Source organism: Hoeflea sp. 108 (assembly GCF_000372965.1).
Classification (GTDB): domain Bacteria; phylum Pseudomonadota; class Alphaproteobacteria; order Rhizobiales; family Rhizobiaceae; genus Aminobacter.
Genome location: NZ_KB890024.1, coordinates 3,726,378 through 3,743,447, shown reverse-complemented (window position 1 = coordinate 3,743,447; position 17,070 = coordinate 3,726,378). Strand labels below are relative to the sequence as shown.

Annotated in this window: 15 protein-coding genes; 9 read left to right on the top strand and 6 right to left on the bottom strand. The window is 63.6% G+C overall.

Annotation, left to right across the window (positions count from 1 at the left end):
* Positions 1–5: 5 nt before the first annotated feature.
* Positions 6–992: a LysR family transcriptional regulator gene (locus B015_RS0118560; RefSeq protein WP_018429236.1), complete on the bottom strand. Its 987-nt coding sequence runs from the start codon at positions 990–992 to the stop codon at positions 6–8.
* 276 nt (positions 993–1,268) lie between these two features.
* Here B015_RS0118560 and chvE point away from each other — a divergent pair, with 276 nt between their 5' ends.
* The 5 genes from chvE to B015_RS0118535 all read left to right on the top strand — a co-directional run bounded on the left by chvE (position 1,269) and on the right by B015_RS0118535 (position 7,159).
* Entirely contained in the window at positions 1,269–2,336 is a 1,068-nt protein-coding gene (chvE, locus tag B015_RS0118555; protein ID WP_018429235.1) for a multiple monosaccharide ABC transporter substrate-binding protein, read from the top strand.
* Between the two features lie 101 nt (positions 2,337–2,437).
* Complete coding sequence (gene mmsA, locus B015_RS0118550; RefSeq protein WP_026227456.1) at positions 2,438–3,973, top strand: multiple monosaccharide ABC transporter ATP-binding protein; 1,536 nt, start codon at positions 2,438–2,440, stop codon at positions 3,971–3,973.
* Positions 3,970–5,226 carry a multiple monosaccharide ABC transporter permease gene (mmsB, locus tag B015_RS0118545; RefSeq protein WP_018429233.1) on the top strand — a complete coding sequence of 419 codons (1,257 nt, stop codon included), beginning with the start codon at positions 3,970–3,972 and terminating at the stop codon, positions 5,224–5,226. Before mmsA ends, mmsB begins: the two co-directional genes overlap by 4 nt.
* A 153-nt stretch (positions 5,227–5,379) precedes the next feature.
* Positions 5,380–6,375: an AraD1 family protein gene (gene araD1 / locus B015_RS0118540; protein ID WP_026227455.1), complete on the top strand. Its 996-nt coding sequence runs from the start codon at positions 5,380–5,382 to the stop codon at positions 6,373–6,375.
* Positions 6,376–6,388: 13 nt separating this feature from the next.
* A complete protein-coding gene (locus B015_RS0118535; RefSeq protein ID WP_018429231.1) occupies positions 6,389–7,159 on the top strand; it encodes an SDR family oxidoreductase in 771 nt (256 codons plus the stop codon).
* A 7-nt stretch (positions 7,160–7,166) separates the two neighbouring features.
* On the opposite strand, the gene B015_RS0118530 is transcribed toward B015_RS0118535, so the two are convergent.
* From B015_RS0118530 to B015_RS0118510, 5 genes are all read right to left on the bottom strand, one after another.
* Positions 7,167–8,186 carry an aldose epimerase family protein gene (locus B015_RS0118530; protein WP_018429230.1) on the bottom strand — a complete coding sequence of 340 codons (1,020 nt, stop codon included), beginning with the start codon at positions 8,184–8,186 and terminating at the stop codon, positions 7,167–7,169.
* Positions 8,187–8,360: 174 nt separating this feature from the next.
* Positions 8,361–9,212, bottom strand: coding sequence for a formyltetrahydrofolate deformylase (gene purU, locus B015_RS0118525; RefSeq protein ID WP_018429229.1), 852 nt, complete (start codon positions 9,210–9,212; stop codon positions 8,361–8,363).
* 107 nt (positions 9,213–9,319) lie between these two features.
* Positions 9,320–10,546, bottom strand: a complete 1,227-nt coding sequence (locus B015_RS0118520; RefSeq protein WP_157632783.1) for an FAD-dependent oxidoreductase — start codon at positions 10,544–10,546, stop codon at positions 9,320–9,322.
* Between the two features lie 5 nt (positions 10,547–10,551).
* A complete protein-coding gene (locus B015_RS0118515; RefSeq protein WP_018429227.1) occupies positions 10,552–10,866 on the bottom strand; it encodes a MocE family 2Fe-2S type ferredoxin in 315 nt (104 codons plus the stop codon).
* 43 nt (positions 10,867–10,909) lie between these two features.
* A complete protein-coding gene (locus B015_RS0118510) occupies positions 10,910–11,998 on the bottom strand; it encodes a fatty acid desaturase family protein (protein ID WP_018429226.1) in 1,089 nt (362 codons plus the stop codon).
* Positions 11,999–12,159: 161 nt separating this feature from the next.
* On the opposite strand from B015_RS0118510, the gene B015_RS0118505 reads away from it, so the two are divergent.
* The 4 genes from B015_RS0118505 to B015_RS0118490 all read left to right on the top strand — a co-directional run bounded on the left by B015_RS0118505 (position 12,160) and on the right by B015_RS0118490 (position 17,055).
* The gene (locus B015_RS0118505) at positions 12,160–13,191 is read left to right on the top strand and encodes a LacI family DNA-binding transcriptional regulator (protein ID WP_018429225.1); all 1,032 of its coding nucleotides are present in this window, start codon (positions 12,160–12,162) and stop codon (positions 13,189–13,191) included.
* A 164-nt stretch (positions 13,192–13,355) separates the two neighbouring features.
* On the top strand, positions 13,356–14,171 hold the full coding sequence (locus B015_RS0118500) for a TIM barrel protein (RefSeq protein ID WP_026227453.1): 816 nt from the start codon (positions 13,356–13,358) through the stop codon (positions 14,169–14,171).
* Positions 14,172–14,479: 308 nt separating this feature from the next.
* A complete protein-coding gene (locus tag B015_RS0118495; protein ID WP_018429223.1) occupies positions 14,480–15,415 on the top strand; it encodes a substrate-binding domain-containing protein in 936 nt (311 codons plus the stop codon).
* Between the two features lie 95 nt (positions 15,416–15,510).
* Complete coding sequence (locus B015_RS0118490) at positions 15,511–17,055, top strand: sugar ABC transporter ATP-binding protein (RefSeq protein ID WP_026227452.1); 1,545 nt, start codon at positions 15,511–15,513, stop codon at positions 17,053–17,055.
* Positions 17,056–17,070 lie beyond the last annotated feature (15 nt).

Here is a 17,070-nt window from a genome sequence, read left to right as displayed (position 1 = left end):
CATTGCTACGCGATCTCGCGCAGGATGTGATCGTGCAGCAGCTGCGCGGTGGGCGAGAGCGTGCGGCCGCGGACGGTGATCAGGCTGTAGGGCTGGACGTTGATCTCGAACGGGATCGGCACGACCTCGATCGACCCGGCGAGGCCGTTCTTGCTGTTGACGAAATCGGCGACCTCGATGGCAATGGGCGCGATGGCGTCGGTTTGCGCCACCATGACCAGGGTGAGCAGCAGCGAACTGGTGTTGAGGACGCGGTCGGGCATGCGCACGTTGCGGCTCATGAAGATGCCCTGCATGGTCTGGCGCAACAGCGAGCCGCCCGGCTGGAACACCCAATCGTATTCGGCGAGCCTTTCCAGGTCGACGGTGCCGCCTGAAGTGAGAGGGTGGCCGCGCCGGGCGATCAGACAGGCCTTTTCGACGCCGATGATGCGGCTGTCGAACAAGCGTGGATCGAGATCGTCGGGAATGCGGGCGATGATGAAGTCGTGGCGCGAAGCGAGCAGCTCGCGGGCCAGGACCGCACTTGTTTCGACCTGGACGCTGATTTCGACGCGGGGATAGCGCTCGCGGATCTTGCGGATCGCCGGCACCGCCAGTTCGATCGCCGGCGCCGTCACCGCACCCATCGCAACCGAGCCGCCCTTGCCCGATTTGAGATCGGAAATCTCGCGGTCGACCTGCTGCATCTCGAGCAGGATGGCGCGGCCGCGACGGGCGAGCGCGGCACCATAGGAGGTGAGTCTCACGCCGCGCGGCAGCCTTTCGCAGATGTCGACGCCGATGATGCCCTCGATCTCCGCGATCATCCGCGAGGCGGCCGGCTGCGACATGTTCATGAGCTGGGCTGCGGCGCTGATCTGTCCGTGGTCGTCGAGTGCCACGACCATGCGCATGTGCCTGAGCTTGAGGCCGCTGCGCAGCAGCGTCTCACTCTCGTTCAGCCGCACATGGGCGCCGGGCACTCTGGCGTCAGTGGCGAGATCGACCATGTGCGATGCTTTCCTACAGGAGGCGATCCCACAGTCTGGCATATCGTAAATGGCATAGGAACAGCCGATATTTGCATTTGACTGTTATGGTTTCGTCCGTGAACTTGTCATCGTCGCGAGTTCGATGCCAGCCCGGTTGGCTCATCGAGCGGAGGAGACGCAGCGCTCGCGACCCTGGAGGATGACACGCAGATCTGGCTTTGCCGCGCCATTCATGGCGAGGCCACGCGCGAGCGTTCGTGCCCGCGCGCCGGCATTTCACAAGGGAGAGAGAAGGTGAAGATCATCAAGACACTCGTCGCCGCACTCGCGGTGAGCCTCGCCGCCATGTCCTATCAGGCCCACGCCCAGGACAAGGGCGCCATCGGCATTGCGATGCCGACCAAGTCTTCGCTGCGCTGGATCAGCGACGGCAACGAGCTGAAGGCCGCGCTCGAGGCAAAGGGCTATACCGTCGACCTGCAATATGCCGAAGACGACATCCCCAACCAGCTGGCCCAGATCGAAAACATGGTGACCAAGGGGGCGAAGGCCCTGGTGGTCGCTTCGATCGACGGTACCACGCTGAGCGACGTGCTGCAGAAGGCGCATGACGGCGGCTCGATCGTGGTGGCCTATGACCGGCTGATCCGCCAGAGCCCGAACGTCGACTATTACACCACCTTCGACAATTTCAAAGTCGGTGTGCTCCAGGCCAATTCGCTGCTCAAGGGCCTCGGCTATCCCGAAAAGCCGGGTCCGTTCAATATCGAGCTGTTCGGCGGCTCGCCCGACGACAACAACGCCTTCTTCTTCTACGACGGCGCCATGAGCGTGCTGCAGCCGCTGATCGACAAGGGCGTGCTGGTGGTGAAGTCCGGCCAGATGGGCATGCAGAAGGTCGGAACGCTGCGCTGGGATGCCGCCGTTGCCCAGGCCCGTATGGACAACATCCTGTCGGCCAACTACTCGGACGGCAGCCGCGTCGATGCCGTTCTGGCCCCCTATGACGGCCTGTCGCGCGGCATCATCTCGTCGCTGCGCGGCGTCGGCTACGGCACTGCGGACCAGCCGTGGCCGATCATCTCCGGCCAGGACGCCGAGACGCCTTCGGTCAAGGCGATCATCGCCGGTGAACAGTACTCGACCGTGTTCAAGGATACGCGCGAGCTCGCCAAGGTGACCGCAAATCTGGTGGACGCCGCACTTGCCGGCGGCAAGCCGGAGATCAACGACGAGAAGACCTACAACAACGGCGTCAAGGTGGTCCCGTCCTACCTGCTCGAGCCGGTGTCGGTCGACAAGTCGAACTACGAGGAAATCGTGGTCAAGTCGGGCTACATCAAGGCCGACGACCTGAAGTGATCGTTGCGACCGGAAGGCCCTCGGGCCTTCCGGTTTCCATCCAGCCTTTGTAGGCTACAATGTCCGGCATCCGCCTGAGCTTGTCCGAACGGGAGAGGACGATGGGCCAGACCATCCTGGAGATGCGCGACATCACCAAGACGTTTCCGGGCGTAAAGGCCTTGTCGAACGTCAATCTGAGCGTCGAGGCAGGCGAGATCCATGCCATCGTCGGCGAGAACGGCGCCGGCAAGTCCACGCTGATGAAAGTTCTCTCGGGCGTCTATCCGCACGGAACCTACGAGGGAGCGATCCACTACGAAGGGCGCGAGTGCCGTTTCCATGGCATCCATGACAGCGAGCGCGTCGGCATCGTCATCATCCATCAGGAACTGGCCCTGGTGCCGCTGCTTTCGATCGCCGAGAACATCTTCCTCGGCAACGAGCAGACCCGCTTCGGCATCATCGACTGGAACATGGCGCGCCGCCGCGCCGCCGAATTGCTGCGCAAGGTCGGCCTGCGCGAAAATCCCGACACGCTCATCACCAATATCGGCACCGGCAAGCAGCAGCTGGTCGAGATCGCCAAGGCCCTGGCCAAGGAGGTGAAGCTTTTGATCCTCGACGAGCCGACGGCCAGCCTTTCGGAAAAGGACAGCGCCGCTCTGCTCGACCTGCTGCTCGAGTTCAAGCGGCAGGGCATGACCTCGATCCTGATCTCGCACAAGCTCAACGAGGTGAAGAAGGTGGCTGACCGCGTCACGGTCATCCGCGACGGCCAGACCATCGAGACCATGGGCAGGGACGAGGTGACCGAAGACCGGATCATCACCTCCATGGTCGGACGCACGATGGAAGACCGCTATCCGACGCGCACGCCAAACATCGGCGAGACCATCTTCGAGGTGAAGAACTGGACGGTGCACCATCCGCTGCACCCGGAACGCCAGGTCATCAAGGGTATCGACGTCAAGGTCGGCAAGGGCGAGGTCGTCGGCATTGCCGGCTTGATGGGTGCGGGCCGCACCGAATTCGCCATGAGCGTCTTTGGCCGCACCTATGGAACCAACATCAGCGGCGAGGTCTGGCTGCACGGCAAGAAGGCCGACACATCGACAGTGGGCAAGGCGGTCGCCAACGGCCTCGCCTACGCGACCGAGGACCGCAAGGTCTATGGCCTCAACCTCATCGACCACATCAAGCACAATGTGACCATTGCAAACCTGCCGAGCGTGTCCAGGAAGGGCGTCATCGACGACATGGCAGAACTGAAGGTCGCAAACGAATATCGCCGCAAGACTAATATCCGCTCGTCGTCGGTCTATCAGATCACCGGCAATCTTTCAGGCGGCAACCAGCAGAAGGTGGTGCTGTCCAAATGGCTGTTTGCCAACCCCGACGTGCTGATCCTGGACGAGCCGACGCGCGGCATCGACGTCGGCGCCAAATACGAGATCTACACCATCATCAACAAGCTGGCCGAGGAGGGTAAGGGCATCCTGGTCATCTCTTCCGAGATGCCGGAGCTGCTTGGCATCTGCGACCGCATCTATGTGCTCAACGAAGGCCGCATCGTCGGCGAGATGGCCGGGCACGAGGCGAGCCAGGAAAAGATCATGCGGGCGATCGTCCGTGGGGAGGAAAGGGCTGCATCATGAGCACTGACACCGCCGGCACGACCACCAATGCGGCCAAGGCCACGGCGCGCGATGCCATGAAGGAGAATTTGCGCCAGTACGGCCTGGTGCTCGCGCTCATGGCGATCATGGGCTTTTTCGGTGTCATGACCAACGGCATCCTGTTCCTGCCGGTCAACCTGACCAATGTGGTGCTGCAGAATTCGTACATCGTCGTGATGGCGCTCGGCATGCTCCTGGTCATCGTGGCAGGGCACATCGACCTCTCGGTCGGCTCTGTGGCCGGCTTCGTCGGCGCGGTGGCGGCCGTGCTGATGGTCGACTACGGCTTCCATCCGCTGCTTGCCGCCATCTGCTGCATCGCCGTCGGCGGCGTCATCGGCGGCGCGCAGGGCTACTTCATCGCCTATATGAAGATCCCTTCCTTCATCGTCACGCTGGCGGGCATGCTGGTTTTCAAGGGCCTGCTCTTGTGGCTGCTCGGCGGCCGCTCGGTCGGGCCGTTCCCGACCGGCTTCCAGATGCTCAGCGCCGGCTTCATTCCCGACGTGATCGGGCGCTGGACGATCATCGAGCCGCAGCTCAACGCTTCGGGCGCAGCGATCCCCAACACCGGCCTGTCGTTGCATACCACCACCCTGCTGATCGGCGTGCTGATCGTGGCGGCGATGCTGTATTTTGCGCTGCAAAGCCGCAGAAGCCGGGAGAGCCATGGCTACGAGGCCGAGCCCTTTGCCCTGTTCGTCGCCAAGAACCTGGTGATTGCAGGCATCATCATGTTCCTGATGTACAAATTCGCGTCCTACAGGGGCCTGCCCAATGTACTGATCGTGATGGGCATCCTGATTGCGCTGTTCGTGTTCATCACCAAACGCATGACCTTTGGCCGACGTATCTTCGCCATGGGCGGCAACGAGAAGGCTGCCAAGCTTTCGGGCATCCACACCGAGCGCCTGACATTCCTCGTCTTCGTCAACATGGGCATGCTGGCAGCGCTTGCCGGGCTGATCTACGCCGCCCGCCTCAATCAGGCGACGCCCAAGGCGGGCGCGGGCATGGAGCTCGACGTGATCGCGGCCGTGTTTGTCGGCGGCGCTTCCGCCATGGGCGGCGTCGGCGAAGTGGCCGGCGCTGTCATCGGCGCGTTCATCATGGGCGTGATGAACAATGGCATGGGCATCATGGGCATCAACATCGACTGGCAGCAGGTCATCAAGGGGCTGGTGCTGCTCGGGGCGGTGGCGTTCGACCTATACAACAAGAAGAAGACATAGGCCCGGGGAGAGGCCGAGCGCGGGCCTGCGAAAGCCGGGCGCCGCTATCTGAAAGACAAGAGTTTGAACGTGCGGCAGTTGCCGCGCGAGAAGAAGGTTTTTGCCGATCGTCGGATGCGAGGCCGGCTGTGGCGAAACGAAAGGAGTGCCGAAATGCTGATGTCCCAGATTGTCTCCGCTGACGGCAGGGGGCGGGTTGCGGTCCGCGACGGCGAGGTTGCGCGGCTGGTCAACGACGCCAAGTCGATCTATGCGCTAGCGCTCGAAGCGGTACGGGCGGGGACGACGCTTGCCGCCGTCGTTGCCGACCGCGGGCTTGGCGAAGCTGTCGATCTGGTGGCCGCGCAAAAGGCGGGACAGCTGTCGTCGCCGGTCCGGCATCCCGATCCGGCGCATCTGCACCTCACTGGAACCGGGCTCACCCATCTCGGCTCGGCCGCGACGCGCGACAGCATGCACAAGAAGGCTTTGGCCGATGGCGAGGAACAGCTGACCGATTCCATGAAGATGTTCCGCATGGGACTCGAAGGCGGCAAGCCGGGCCGCGGGCAGGCAGGCGTCCAGCCCGAATGGTTCTACAAGGGTAACGGCAACATGGTGGTCGATCCCGGCAAGCCGCTGGTGTCGCCGCATTTCGCGCTCGACGCCGGCGAGGAGCCGGAGATCGCCGGTGTCTATCTGGTCGGCGATGACGGTACGCCCTACCGGATCGGCTTCGCGCTGGCCAACGAGTTTTCCGATCATGTGACGGAGCGGATCAACTACCTCTATCTGGCCCACTCGAAGTTGCGCAACGCCTCCTTCGGTCCCGAGATATTGATCGGCGAGTTGCCGGCCGACGTCCGGGGCACATCGCGTATCCAGCGCGGCGGCAAGACCGTGTGGGAAAAGCCGTTCCTGTCGGGCGAGGCCAACATGTCCCACACCATTGCCAATCTTGAGCACCATCATTTCAAATATGGCGTGTTTCGCCAGCCGGGCGACGTGCATGTGCATATGTTCGGCACCGCAACGCTCTCCTTCGCCGACGGGGTGCGGGCCGAGCCTGGCGATGTGTTCGAGATCGAGGCCGAGGGCTTCGGGCTGCCGCTGCGGAATCCGCTGAAGCAGGCCAGGGCGAGCGCGCCCGTGGCCATCAGGGCGTTGTGAGGAGGCCAGGGCGATGAGCGAGAACCAGTTCGGGCGCTATCCGAGCCTCAAGGGCCGGTCGGTGCTGATCTCAGGCGGGGCCACTGGTATCGGCGAGGCGCTGGTGCGGGCATTTGCAGGCCAAGGGGCCAGGGTCGGCTTCGTCGACCTTGCGCAAGACGAAGGCGACGCCTTGGCGGCCGAACTGAACGACGGCGGCGCAACAGTGGCGTTTCGGCGCTGCGACGTCACTGACATCGAGGCCTATCGCGCCGCGATATCAGAGATCGAGGCACTGCATGGTCCCGTGCAGGCGCTGGTCAACAATGCTGCGAACGATACCCGGCACGATTGGCGCGAGGTGACGGCCGACTATTTCGACGGCCGTGTTGCGGTGAACATGCGCCACGCTTTCTTCGCCATTCAGGCCGTGGCTCCGGGCATGGCCGCCGCGGGCGGCGGCTCCATCGTCAATTTCGGTTCGATCGGCTGGATGAAGGCGTCGGGCGGCTATCCTGTCTATGCGGCGTCGAAGGCGGCCATCCATGGCATGACACGCTCCTTCGCCCGCGACCTGGGCAAGCACGGCATCCGCGTCAACACGCTGGTGCCGGGCTGGGTGATGACAAAACGCCAGCTCGATCTCTGGGTCGACGATGCCGCCAATGCCGAGATCGACAAGGCGCAGTGTCTTTCGGGACGGGTGACGCCGGAAGACATCGCGCGCATGGCGCTGTTTCTGGCGGCCGACGACTCGCGCATGTGCACGGCGCAGAACTTCGTCGTCGATGGCGGGTGGGTCTAGGCCCCGCTCACTCGACCATCGAGAAACGATATTCCGTCATCTGCGAGTAGATCTCGCCGGGCCTGAGCACGGCGCTCGGGAAATGCGGATGGTTGGCCGCGTCGGGGAAACGTTGCGGCTCGAGGCAGAGCGCGCCGTGGCGGACGCCTTCGATGCCGCCGCGCAGGGTGGGGGCGACGGGCAGGTGGACGCCGTCGTAGAACTGCAGCCCGGGTTCGGTGGTCCAGAGATCGAGACGGATGCCGGAGCTCGGTCCCTCCAGCCGGGCGGCATGCCAGGGTTCGGGCGCCGGCTGCATGGCGAGCACGAAATTGTGGTCGTAGGCTTGATGCGTTTCGTCAGGGCCGTTGCGGACGGCGCGCATCTCGCGGAAATCGAAGAGGCTGCCGTCGACCGCCGGCACCTCGCCAGTGGGGATGCTCGCGGCATCGACAGGCGTATAGGCCTCGGCCGCGATCTTGAGGCGATGGTCAAGGATCGAGCCTGAGCCGTCGAGATTGAAATAGGCGTGGGTGGCGAGGTTCATCAGGGTGGGCGCATCGGTGCGGCCGCCGAGCGCGATGCGCAGGCGGCTCTTGTCGACCGAATAGCGGCAGGTGACGATGACCTTGCCGGGGTAACCCTGGTCGCTGTCAGGCGAGGTCAGGCCGAGCAGCACAGAGCTTTCGCTGACGTCGATAATCGTCCAGTTGCGGCGGAAGAAACCGTCCGAACCGCCATGCAAGTGGGTGCGGCCGGCTTCGTTGAGATCGAGTTGGTGTTCCGTGCCGTCGAGCGTGAAGCGGCCGCCGGCTATGCGGTTGGCCGAGCGCCCGGCGATGGCGCCGAAATAGCCGCTATGGGTCAGGTAGCCGTCGAGGCTGTCGAAGCCGAGAATGACAGAGCGCGGGCCTCCTGGCGTCGCGACGACGAGGTTGGCGAGCGTTGCGCCGAAGGTGAGCACCTTGGCTTCGATGCCCCCGGCCGCGATCGAGATGGCCTCGACCACCGAACCATCGGGCATCCTTCCGAATTCGCTGACCGGCATTTTGACACTCCTCAAGCTTGCCCCCAGAGTCGGTCCCGCGTTTCTGCGAAGCACGGATCCCACTCTGTCCTCTCAAGCAATCCGGACGGAAAACCGCTGCACGGTTTTCCTGGAATTGCTCTCGGGCAGGCAGACAGTGTCACCACTGCCGGCCGGATGCCAGTGCGGAAAGGCTTAAAACACAACGGTCCTGTGGCCGTTGATGACCACGCGGGATTCGAGGTGGTACTTCACCGCGCGGGCCAGCACCCGGCTTTCGATGTCGCGGCCGGCTGCGACGAAATCGTCCGCCGTCATGGCGTGGCTGACGCGTTCGGTCTCCTGCTCGATGATCGGGCCTTCATCGAGGTCGGAGGTGACGTAGTGGGCGGTGGCGCCGATCAGCTTGACGCCGCGCTCATGCGCCTGGTGGTAGGGCTTGGCGCCCTTGAAGCTCGGCAGGAACGAGTGGTGGATGTTGATGGCGCGGCCGTAGAGCCGCTTCGACAGGCTGTCGGAAAAGACCTGCATGTAGCGGGCGAGGATGACCAGCTCGGCGCCGGTCTCGTTGACCAGGGCCAACAGCTTGTCTTCCTGCTCGGCCTTGTTGTCCTTGGCGACCTGCCAGCAATGATACGGAATGCCCTCGATCTCGGCGGTACGGCGGCTATCCTCATGATTGGAGACGATGGCCGCGACCTCGGCGTTCAGCCAGCCGACGCGGATCTGGTAGAGCAGGTGCAGCAGGGCATGGTCGAATTTGGAGACCATGACGATGATTTTCGGCTTGCGCGCCTGATCGACGAGCGCGGTCTTCATGCCGAAGCGGTCGATGGGCGATTTCAGCGAGCGCTCGACGCTTTCACGGTCGAGCTTCTCGGGGGCGGCAAAGGCGATGCGCATGAAGAAGCGGTTGGTCTGGCGGTCCCAGAACTGGCTGCTCTCGGCGATGTTGGCGCCCATCGAGGCGAGTTCGGTGGTGACGGCGGCGACGATGCCGGGCTTGTCGTCGCAGGACAGAGACAGCACGTAGTTTCGTTCGGACATGGCTTTTCCGTAGGTTGCAGGCGGGAGAGCCGCGAAGCGAATCCGCAGCCAGGGGGCAACAATGATCTATTGGCAACGCGGCTCGATGTCAGCCGTGTGACGTCGCCTCAGAGAAGGCTTTTCAGCTTGATGGCCGATGACGCCAGGGCCTCGGGATCGGGGCTGGCCATCTTGCCGATCAGCATCTCGGCAAGCCGGATATCGCGGGCGACCGCATTGTCGGGGCCGATGCCGCTGGCGGCGACCAAGCGGCCATCGTTCTTGAGATGGAACAGGATGAAAGCACCGTCACCGAGATCGCGGCGGACAGTGCGCTCGCCTTCGTCGGGCAGGCCGGCGATCTGCAGGGTAAGGCCGTACTGGTCGGACCAGAACCACGGCACGCCGGCGTGAGGTTCTTCCGATCCGAGCATGTTGCGGGCAGCGAGTGCGCCATGTTCCTGGGCGCTGCGCCATGCTTCGAGACGGACGCGGCGGTCGCCATAGATGGCGAGCGGGAAGGAACAGCAGTCGCCGGCGGCGAAGATCTCGGCATCGCTGGTGCGCAGACGAGCGTCGACCGAGATGCCGTTGTTGAGGGCGAGGCCGGCAGTTTCGGCGAGTGCTGTGACCGGCATCGCACCGATGCCGATGACGGCGAGGTCGGCCACTATCGCGCGGCCGCTCGACAGTGTGATGCGCACGGTCTCGCCGTCGTCTTCGATTGAGGCGATGCCGTCGCCGCAGACGATCTCGACACCGGCGGCCGTGTGAGCGTCATGGACGATGGCGGCGATTTCCTCGGGCACGCCGCGCATCAGGATGCGGGGTTGTGCCTCGATGACGGTCACCTCAGCGCCGAGTTTGCGGGCCGAAGCTGCCAGCTCGAGGCCGATGAAACCGCCACCGACGATGGCCGCGTGGACACCTTGGCGAAGATGCCTGCGGATCAGGAGCGCGTCGTCGAAGGTCCGGAGATAGACCGAGCGCGGACCCATGCCTTGAAGCGGCAGTTTGCGCGGCACGGCACCGGTGGCCAGCAGAAGCTTGTCGTAGGCGAGGTCGGAACCGTCGGCGAGGCGCACCGAACGATTGGCCCTGTCGATGCAGGTGGCGTTCGTCGAGCCCTTGAGGTCGATGCGGTGCTCGGCCAGGCGCGCAGCATCGGCGATGGCCTTGAGCGAAGGCGCTTCGTCGCCCGTCATGGCTTCCTTGGAGAGCGGCGGGCGCTCATAGGGCAGGTGGGATTCGGCGCCGATGAGCGTGACCTTGCCGTCATAGCCCGCCTCGCGCAGGGCGAAGGCGGCGCGCGTGCCGCACTCGCCGGCACCGATGATCACCATTCCCGCAGTCATGTCGATCAACCCAGCTGGATGAAGACTTTGCCGCCGTCGACCTTGACCGGATAGGTCTGGAGGTTGACGCAGACGGGCGCGCCGCGAGCGGCGCCGGTCTTGTAGTTGAAGCGGCCGTTATGCTTGGGGCATTCGATGATGTCGCCCATGACCAGCCCCTGCGCGAGGTGAATCTGCTCGTGGGTGCACAGGCCGTCGGTGGCGAAGAACTCGTCTTCCGGGCTGCGGTAGATGGCGAAGCTTCTGCCCGCATGGTCAAAGCGGATCACGTCTTCCTCGTCGATGTCCTCAGTCGTACAGGCCTCGATCCAGTCACTCATGTCTCTCTCCCTGGGATTTTGGAATGCGGGGCGCCTTGGGAGGCTATTCGGCCGCAAGCGCTGCCTCGCTGTGGAACTCCTCGCGATAGGGCCGCGCCGTCGGCGGCAGCTCGCGCTTGACGAAATAGTCCTCGTTGCGGAGCTGGCGGACGAAGGCCGGCAGCATTTCGCGGTAGCCTTGCCACATGGACTGAGATGGCGCCGGCAGGTCGTGCTTGATCATCTCATGCAATTTCGGCAGTGCGTGATAGGGCACCATCGGGAACATGTGGTGTTCGACGTGGTAGTTCATGTTCCAGTAGATGAAGCGGCTGATGGGGTTCATCAGCACGGTGCGGCTGTTGAGGCGGTGGTCGACGACGTTGTCGGCGAGGCCGCCATGCTGCAACAGGCCGGTCAGCACGTGGTGCCAGGCGCCGTAAAGGCGGGGCAGGCCGACCAGCATCAGCGGCAGCCACGAGCCGAGATAAAGCGCGAGTGCCACGGTTGCCACATAGATCGCGAGCCAGATGCGGGCGATGCGGATGGCACGGGGCTGCTCGCTTTCGGGGATGAAGGTCTTCTCTTCCTTGCCGATGATGCCTGATGCGTTGCGGACCATGTCGACCATGGCGTGCCAGGCGTCGAGCAGGCCGAAGAAGTTGAGCACGACGCGCAGAAGGTCCGGCGGACGCATGACGGCGATTTCGGGATCGCGGCCGACGATGACGGTGTCGGTGTGATGGCGGGTGTGGCTCCAGCGCCAGGTCACCGGATTGCGCATGATCATGAAACAGGCGATCTGGTAGACCGCGTCGTTCATCCATGGCGTCCTGAAGGCCGTGCCGTGGCCGCACTCATGCCAGCGCGAGTCGGTGGCCGAACCGTAGAGCACGCCGTAGCAGAGGAAGAAAGGCACGCACCACCAGCTGCCCCAGAGTGCTGCACCGGCCGCACCGAAGGCGATGAGCAGGCCGAGCCAGATTGCCGTGTCGCGGATGGCCGGGCCGTCGGAGCGCTGCATCAGCTCCTTCATCTGCTTGCGCGGAATGTCGGTGTGATACCACTCGGCGGCGGCAAGGCCGCTCTCGACGGCGCGGCGCGCGCTTTCTCCCACAAGGCTGTAGTCGCGCGCCGAAGGCGTCACGGTCATGGCTCTCTCCCTGGAAGTCGGAAACAGGTCCGCGATGGGCGCCGGACATCGTTCACTGGAAGAATGGTAGCTCATGATGCGATATTTTCAATCATGCTTTGATAGTTTCTATCATTTTCTATCATGGTGCGTTAAGCTGCGACCAAATCCAGGGATTGGACATGAGCAAGCGCCCGACCATCACCGATCTCGCCCAGGCCTCGGGCGTCAGCGTCGCCACCGTCGACAGGGTGCTGAACGGGCGGCTGCCGGTACGCGAGGAAACGCAGCGTCGTGTCTATGAGGCCGCGACATCGATCGGCTATCATGCCGCCGGGCTGATCGCGCAGCGCATGCGCAAGGAGCTGCCGGTGTATCGGCTCGGCTTCGTTCTGCTGCGCCCGCAGGATGTTTTCTACCGCGCTTTCGCCGGTGAGCTGGAGAAGGCGATCGCCCAGTCGACTGGTTTTCGCGGCACTGGTGTCATCGAATTCGCCGACACGCTTGCGCCCGAGGAGATTCTGGAGAGGCTGAGACGGCTGGCGGCGACCTGCGATGCGGTGGCGCTGGTCAGTCCCGACCATCCCAGCGTGACGGCTGCCGTGGCCGAGCTTAAGGAGCGCGGCATGCCGGTGTTCTCACTGCTGTCGGATTTCGCGTCAGGCATCCGCGAGGGCTATGTCGGCATCGACAATCTCAAGGTCGGGCGCTCGGCTGCCTGGATGATCTCGAAATGTGCGCGACGGCCGGGCAAGGTGGCATTGCTTGTCGGCAGCCACCGCTTCCACGGCCACGAGTTGCGCGAGATCGGTTTCCGCGCCTTCTTCCGCGAGCATGCCTCCGAATTCACGCTGCTCGAGACCATCGTCAATCACGAGTCCCACGAGATCACGCAACAGGTGCTCGGCGATCTGCTCAAGCAGCATGACGATCTCGTCGGCTGCTATGTGGCTGGCGGCGGCATCGAGGGGGCGATCTCGGCGCTGCGGCAGGTGCGGCCCGACCCACTGCCGGCGCTGATCTGCAACGAGATAACAGCCGATACCCGCGCCGCGCTCGCCGACAATCTGGCTGTCATGGTCATTGCGACGCCGCTCGGACCGCTGTGCCGCGAGCTCGTCGCGCTGATGGCGCATTCGATCGAGGCGGGGGCGGCCAATGCGCCCGGGCAGACCTTCCTGCCGTTCGACATCTATCTGCCCGAAAACATCTGAGTGAGCCTGGCGCCGGCGTGGCTCGGCGGCGACAGCGGCCGCCGTCCATCCGAATCTATCAGCGAATGATAGATTCCGCTCAGCTTCCGGATTGACTATTCCGTTTTACGAGTAGAATGGAACGTAAATATCGAGGCCTGTCGCCCGCGGAGGAGAAATTCGGCATGACCAGCAAGCTCACATTCGCGCTGAACCATATGGTGGCTCCGGGCCTGAAGCCTGCGGCGTTCTTTGCGCTCAGCCGCGAGCTCGGCCTGAGCGACGTCGAAATCCGCAACGACCTCGCCGGCAACGCCATCGTCGACGGCACGCCGGCCGCCGCTGTCGGGGCGCTCGCGGCGGAAAATGGAATATCCATTGCAAGCATCAATGCGCTGCAGCGCTTCAACGAATGGAATACGGCGCGGGAAGCCGAGGCGATCGAACTCGCTGATTACGCGCGCGACGTAGGTGCGCAGGCTTTGGTTCTGGTGCCGGTCAATGACGGCACGGGGCAGGCGGATGGCGAGCGCCAGCGCAATCTGAGGACGGCGCTGTCGGCGCTGAAGACCATTCTCGGCGATCGTGGCGTGCGCGGCCTGGTCGAACCGCTCGGCTTCGAAATCTGCTCGCTGCGTTCCAAGCGCGAGGCCGCCGAAGCCATCGAGGATGTCGGCGGCACGGCAACGTTCCGCATGGTGCACGACACGTTCCATCATCATCTGGCCGGCGAGCCCGATATCTTTCCCGGCATGACCGGACTGGTGCACATTTCGGGTGTCGATGATCCGGCCGTGACTGTGCCCGACATGCGCGATCCGCACCGCGTCCTGGTCGATGCAGCCGACCGCCTCGACAATGTCGGCCAGATCCGGGCGCTGCTTTCGGGCGGCTATCAGGGACTGCTGTCCTTCGAGCCGTTTTCGCCTGCTGTGCAGAAGCTTGCCGACCCGCGCACCGCACTTGCCGAGAGCATCGCGTTCATCCGCGAACGGCTGTAAGCCGCTGCAACGGCAGGGCGGTCCCCGTCCGGCCGGTTGCAACCGTCTGAGGTGCGCTTTTCACGCAAAGATTGATCGGCCAGCGATGGAATGCCTCTTGACGTTCACACGAAATATGGAATAAATATTTCATATACAAAAAGCACGGCCCGAACATTCTGAAATCAGGGCTGGCATCGGGAAACGGGCGGCACATTTTGCATCGCGGAGGAGCGATGGTGGCGCCCGCAGAGACGGGCCTTCGGCATGACCGCGGGCTTCCGGCACAACGGGGTGCAGCCGGACACCATTGTTGGAGGAGAGTGATCATGAAGAAATTCTTGCTCGGCGCTGCCATGACCGCGCTGATGACGGGTTCTGCATTTGCCGGCGACATCGGTGTCAGCATGGCCAATTCGGACACCTTCCTGACGGTCCTGCGCAAGGGCATCGAAAAGGCCGCAGCCGACGCCAAGCAGCCGGTCGTCATCGAAATCGCCGACGACGACGTCAACAAGCAACTCAGCCAGGTTCAGAACTTCATCGCCGCCAAGGTCGATGCCATCATCGTCAACGCCGTCGACACCTCGGCGACAGCCCCGATGACCAAGCTCGCCAACGACGCCGGCATTCCGATCGTCTATGTCAACCGCCAGCCGATCGACGTCGATGCGCTTGGCGCAAAGGGTGCGTTCGTTGCTTCGAACGAAGCCGATTCCGGCACGCTCGAGACCAAGGAAGTCTGCCGCATCCTCAAGGAAGCCGGCAAGACCGAAGCCGGCATCCTGGTGATGCAGGGCGATCTCGCCAACCAAGCAGCGCAGATGCGGACCAAGGACGTCCACGACGTCATCGCCACGCCGGACTGCTCGTTCATGAAGATCATCGACGAACAGACCGCCGGCTGGGATCCGGTCAAGGCGCAGGACCTGATGACCAACTGGATCGCCGCCGGCCACAAGCCCGACGCCGTGATCTCGAACAACGACAACATGGCCATCGGCGCCATCAACGCCATGAAGGCGGCCGGCTGGGACATGAAGGACGTCGTCGTCGGCGGTGTCGACGCCACTCAGGAAGCGCTTGCCTACATGAAGGCCGGCGATCTCGACGTGACCGTGTTCCAGGACGCGGCCGGCCAGGGCAGCGGTGCTGTCGATGCGGCGATGAAGCTCGCCAAGGGCGACAAGGTCGAAGCCAAGGTCTGGATTCCGTTCCAGCTGGTGACGCCTGCAAATATGGACCAGTTCACGTCCAAGAACTGATATGATCCACTCAATGCGCCGCCGCTCGGCGGCGGCGCATTTCCCCTGATAGACTGTGCCCCCGCGCAAGCGCCGGGCCGGGTCTGGGAGGACCGATCGCCATGAACGGCACAGGCACGATGGAAGCGGCCCCCGCAGGCGCCGCTGCGGTGAACGACGGCTATCTTCTCGAGGTCGAGAATGTGCGCAAGGAATTTCCAGGCGTGCTTGCGCTCGACAACGTCCAGCTCAGATTGAAGCGCGGCAGCGTGCATGCGCTGATGGGCGAGAACGGCGCCGGCAAGTCGACGCTGATGAAGATCGTGGCCGGCATCTACACGCCCGACACCGGCACCTTCAAGCTGCGCGGCGAGGATATCCGCCTCAAGGGCCCGCTCGACGCGCTGGAGCATGGCATCGCCATGATCCACCAGGAACTCAACCTGATGGCGCCGATGACGGTGGCCGAGAACATCTGGATCCGCCGCGAGCCGCTGACACGTCTGGGCTTCGTCGACCATGGCGAGATGCGGCGCAAGACGGCAGCGCTGTTCAAGCGCCTCAACATCGACATCGATCCCGACATCCAGGTCGGCACGCTGAGCGTCGCCAACCGGCAGATGGTCGAGATCGCCAAGGCCGTATCCTACGAATCCGACGTGTTGATCATGGACGAGCCGACATCCGCGCTGACCGAGCGCGAGGTCGACCACCTGTTCACCATCATCCGGGCGCTGCGCGAGCAGGGCAAAGGCATCATCTACATCACTCACAAGATGAACGAGCTGTTCGAGATCGCCGACGAGTTCTCGGTGTTCCGGGATGGCAAGTACATCGCCACCAAAGCGTCGACCGAAGTCACCCGCGACGACATCATCCGCATGATGGTCGGTCGTGAGATCACCCAGATGTTCCCCAAGGAGGAGGTGCCGATCGGCGATGTCGTGCTGTCGGCCAAGGGGCTGACGCTCAAGGGCGTATTCTCGGACGTTTCCTTCGACGTGCGCTCGGGCGAGATACTCGGCATTGCAGGGCTCGTCGGTTCTGGCCGTTCGAACATCGCCGAAACCGTGTTCGGGGTGACGCCGTCGGACGCCGGCACGATCGAGCTGTTCGGCAAGACAGTGCGCATCGACAGCCCGGCAACGGCGATGAAGCACGGCATGGCGTTCCTGACCGAGGATCGCAAGGAAACCGGCTGCTTCCTGCTGCTCGACATCCAGGAAAACACCCAGATGGCGGTGCTGCAGTCGGGTTATGTCAAGAACGGTTTCGTCAAGCAGAAGCACCTGGCCAGGGATTCGGTCGAGATCAGCCAGCAGCTCAGGGTGAAAACGCCCGACATGGCAGAGCCGATCATCAATCTTTCCGGCGGCAACCAGCAGAAGGTGCTGATCGCGCGCTGGCTCCTGACCAAGCCGAAGATCCTGATCCTGGACGAGCCGACGCGCGGCATCGACGTCGGCGCCAAGGCCGAAATCCATCGCCTGATCTCGAAGCTGGCGGGGCAGGGCGTGGCGGTCATCATGATCTCGTCGGAGATGCCCGAGGTGCTGGGCATGAGCGACCGCATCATGGTGGTGCATGAGGGCCGCGTCACCGGCTTCCTCGACCGCGCAGAAGCCAGCCAGGTCAAGATCATGGAACTCGCGTCGCACTGATCGGCGCCAACTAGC

Bases quoted from the DNA above. Each gene is read 5' to 3' on its own strand.
- B015_RS0118520 (WP_157632783.1), bottom strand. From the start codon at position 10,546: ATGACTGCGGGAATGGTGATCATCGGTGCCGGCGAGTGCGGCACGCGC.
- B015_RS0118535 (WP_018429231.1), top strand. From the start codon at position 6,389: ATGAGCGAGAACCAGTTCGGGCGCTATCCGAGCCTCAAGGGCCGGTCG.
- B015_RS0118560 (WP_018429236.1), bottom strand. From the start codon at position 992: ATGGTCGATCTCGCCACTGACGCCAGAGTGCCCGGCGCCCATGTGCGG.
- araD1 (WP_026227455.1), top strand. From the start codon at position 5,380: ATGCTGATGTCCCAGATTGTCTCCGCTGACGGCAGGGGGCGGGTTGCG.
- B015_RS0118515 (WP_018429227.1), bottom strand. From the start codon at position 10,866: ATGAGTGACTGGATCGAGGCCTGTACGACTGAGGACATCGACGAGGAA.
- B015_RS0118505 (WP_018429225.1), top strand. From the start codon at position 12,160: ATGAGCAAGCGCCCGACCATCACCGATCTCGCCCAGGCCTCGGGCGTC.
- purU (WP_018429229.1), bottom strand. From the start codon at position 9,212: ATGTCCGAACGAAACTACGTGCTGTCTCTGTCCTGCGACGACAAGCCC.
- B015_RS0118495 (WP_018429223.1), top strand. From the start codon at position 14,480: ATGAAGAAATTCTTGCTCGGCGCTGCCATGACCGCGCTGATGACGGGT.
- mmsA (WP_026227456.1), top strand. From the start codon at position 2,438: ATGGGCCAGACCATCCTGGAGATGCGCGACATCACCAAGACGTTTCCG.
- B015_RS0118530 (WP_018429230.1), bottom strand. From the start codon at position 8,186: ATGCCGGTCAGCGAATTCGGAAGGATGCCCGATGGTTCGGTGGTCGAG.
- B015_RS0118500 (WP_026227453.1), top strand. From the start codon at position 13,356: ATGACCAGCAAGCTCACATTCGCGCTGAACCATATGGTGGCTCCGGGC.
- mmsB (WP_018429233.1), top strand. From the start codon at position 3,970: ATGAGCACTGACACCGCCGGCACGACCACCAATGCGGCCAAGGCCACG.
- B015_RS0118510 (WP_018429226.1), bottom strand. From the start codon at position 11,998: ATGACCGTGACGCCTTCGGCGCGCGACTACAGCCTTGTGGGAGAAAGC.